This window comes from Caballeronia calidae, from assembly GCF_900044055.2.
GTDB classification, from domain to species: domain Bacteria; phylum Pseudomonadota; class Gammaproteobacteria; order Burkholderiales; family Burkholderiaceae; genus Caballeronia; species Caballeronia calidae.
The window spans coordinates 1-2,936 of sequence record NZ_FCOX02000211.1; the positions used below are offsets into that span (position 1 = coordinate 1).

2 protein-coding genes are annotated in these 2,936 nt (G+C 53.5%); one reads left to right on the top strand and one right to left on the bottom strand.

Annotated elements, in window-relative coordinates; translation table 11 throughout:
* On the top strand, positions 1-2,085 hold a 2,085-nt coding region (locus tag AWB78_RS42030), incomplete at its 5' end, for a hypothetical protein (RefSeq protein ID WP_157697887.1).
* Between the two features lie 490 nt (positions 2,086-2,575).
* Here the strand turns inward: AWB78_RS42030 and AWB78_RS49100 are convergent.
* Positions 2,576-2,936: hypothetical protein (locus tag AWB78_RS49100; protein WP_232478126.1), on the bottom strand; the 361-nt coding region annotated here is incomplete at its 5' end.

Genomic DNA, 2,936 nt, shown 5'->3' on the forward strand with positions numbered 1-2,936 from the left:
AAGCTGCTCGCGAGCGCGAAAGGAAACAAAAATAAAGCCGAGCAGCTGCGGGTCTTAGGCAAAGTATGGGACGTGTCTGAAAAGCTCAAAGCCCATCCGATCAGTAAAGTGGTGGCATCCTTGCACGCCTATCCGACGCCGACGACCAACGTGCCAGACTTGGTTGCGCGTGAAGCCGCAAAACGCGAGCTGACGAGACGGTTCAATACCGCTGACATTTCTCGTGACGGCGCTGCAAAAAAATTATTCGAGCAGCGCTTGGAATTTGCCCAATGGGTCGGAGACAAAAGCGCACTGCATGAGCGGTCCTTTTTAAAGGGGAATGGTGGCCAAACTTTAGGCGTTTTCGGCTACGCTTCAAACGATGCCGGTAGGGCCGTCATTGCGCTGCTCGAGGAATCGATTCTCGGCAACCCGATCGATCGTTCGATTCTCTTTCCCTCCCAAGTCATCGTTGATGCCCTGAAGATCGCCGATACGCCTGACAATCCTAGTCGTATAAAAAATGTGATTCAGACGTGGTTGGATGTTCGAGGGCTGTCAGGCCTGTACACGACGCCGAAAAAAGAGCCGGGAAAAGAGCTGAAAAAAGAGCCGGGAAAAGAGCCGGAAAATATGCCGGGAAAAGAGCCGGAAAAGAAAGAGGTCGACGCCGCGCTCAGCGCCGTCCAAACGCCGGAGGCCTTCAGGCGTGCACTTAAAATCGGTGTACCCGAAAAGCAGGAGGAGTTCTGGGCCTGGCGGTACGCCACGAAATTTAAAGAAGCCTTGCAGAATGGACTGCAACAGCAGGATAGCGGCCTGGCCGCCAAGGTTGTCGACTACTTCCTGTGGACAGGAGACATGCCAAAAGTGGAACAGCTGCCGTCCGTGCCGCAAAGTGTGCGTGAGCAGCTCAATTCCCGCTGGCCGTTCTTTGAGGCAGCACTTTCTTACTCGGGGCCGACAGCCGCCCAGGCGAAGAACCGCGCGGCGGTTCAGGAAGAATTGAAGCAGGTGCTAATGGGCAAGACGGAGTTCATAAGCGACAAATGGTCGGCCCGATTCCTCTCGCAACTCAAGCCGGTTGGAACGGATGAGAGTCTTGTTGAGAGACGGCGCACCATTTTGCAATCACTCGGCTCGGTTTCGGGGGACGAGAGCGAACGCGATGCAATCAAGCAGATCTTTAGCCTACATTCGCTCAAATACGATGAACTGACCGACGAAAACCGCTTGTCCTGGGCTTGTGCGCACTTTCGTAAGCTCGGTCTGCAGGATCAGTTCATCAAGGAGCGCGAGAGCATCAGCAAAAAACTGATGGGCAAATATATTGAAGAAGATTTTTATGACAAGCTGAGCACTATTGCAGACCGTCTCGCAGAACAAAAAATGAGGGGGCAGTTAGAGACTTTATTAACAAAAGCATGTAACGGCGATCTCGACGCCCTATTTGGCCTCTATGTGGAAGAATACTTAGCAGACCCGGGCAGTGACGCACAAAATATCGCTATGATCTATTGGTCGCGAAGGGAGAGCGGTCAGGCACAGAACGATGACGAGATTTTGAAAAAATGGTTGATTCGATACGACGAGGAATCTTCCGAGTTCTATACGATTTTTGATTTGAACGATGATGGCGCGGGCAGGATGAACAGCGTGGCTGAAGCCGTGGCCGACGCCCTCAATCAGCGCGGCACCGAGCAATTCATCGAAAAAATGGAAAAGGCCGATGCAATTGACAATCTCGATGCAACCCAGAAGTTTTCGATCTTGGAAAGATTGCATAACGAGGGTTTGAAAAAACAGGGACACAAATTCTGTGATCGCATTGCCGACATCATCACCAAGATCTACCGATCGTTGAGTATTGATGAACAGGCTGAATGTCGCGAGCAAATTCTGAAGCATTGGAACATCGAATACGATGCCGATTCAGACGAGTTTAGTGAGATTTTCGACCTCGGCGAGACGAGCAACAGCGGTGACGCCGCGATGAACAGAATGGCGGCTGCGATTGCAGAGGCCATGAATGGGAATGAAGAGTCGGTGCTTAAGGAGAGGAGCCTTCCTGATTTATGGACATATCTAGCAGAATCAGAATGATACCCGGTTCGATGTCGATGAATGGTATCTCAGAGGAAAAGCTGCTTGCCCGGGGTATCCGGGTAAAGGCGTCAGACGAGGAAAAGCCCACTTGGCATCGCGACCAACAGCAGGTCGCGATGACGAAATCCGCACGGACTTGGCGGCAGCGACGCCGTAGGCTGTCCTGTCTTCCGGATTCACGATGGAGCATGCTAGTCGGCGACAGGCGGCCCGAGCCACCCCATCACAACCGGCTCTATCCTGTAAGCCGGTATCCGTGCGTGCGCGATGCGCCCACCCTCTGCGTGGTGGCGTCTTTGCACATTGCGATGTTCGTCAAGCAGAGCCTGTGGGCCAGACACTCGACTGGAGCTATCTGCCGTGCGAAGTAAAAATCACTATTGATATCGTGCTCTTCATGGAAAAGCGACGGCTCATGCAGGTGTAATACGACCGGACCGAAAAGCGCCGGTTGCAGCGGGCGGTCGTATGAACGCAACGCGATGTATCAGCGAAACACTTCTCGTCCAATCAGATCGAGGCAGGAAGCAGTCGTGACGGCTACCAGAAGCGCCACGACAAGAAAAAAGCACATCGCCTCTCGACGCCCCGTCGGATCGGTTGTGCCGCAGGCTGGACATCTCGACCGGGATTTTTCAAGCGGACGACCGCAGTCGACACAGTGAGTATCCATGCAGTTTCGGTCTTTATACAGAGCAGATCCACCCTGCTGGCCGCGCAAGCGCGCCATGCCGTCACACAAACACGCCCAATCCGGGTTGGGCTCGCAGGCTTTTGAGGGGACGTCAATCAATGCATGAAAAGTCCAAGCACCATTTCTCCGGGCAAGGTCATCGCCCAGCCTGCGG